Here is a 342-nt window from a genome sequence, read left to right as displayed (position 1 = left end):
CAACAACCAAAACAAAAACCACCCACCCCAACAAAAACCCCAACAACCCCAAAACCAACACCACCAACCACAACCCAAAAACCCCAAACACCACCACAACCACCCAACAACAAAACCCAACCACCCAAAAAAACCACCCCCCAAAAAACACAACACCAAACAACAACCCCACAACACACAACACAAACCAAACACAAAACACCCCACAAAACAACAACCCCAAACAACAACAACAAAACCAACAAAAACACCACCACCAAAAACACCAACACCACCAACCACCACAAAACCAACAAAAACAACACCACCAACAACCCCAACCCCACCAACCCCACCCACACA

1 protein-coding gene is annotated in these 342 nt (G+C 46.5%); it reads right to left on the bottom strand.

Annotated features, from left to right (window positions below):
* Positions 1–342 (bottom strand): hypothetical protein (locus ACY2RR_RS24415; RefSeq protein WP_490110812.1); only part of this gene is annotated, 342 nt, incomplete at both ends.

The organism is Parendozoicomonas sp. 2304DJ65-17 (assembly GCF_058148445.1).
The sequence above is the reverse complement of the archived record's forward strand: the minus strand, read 5'-3'. Positions and strand labels throughout refer to the sequence as shown.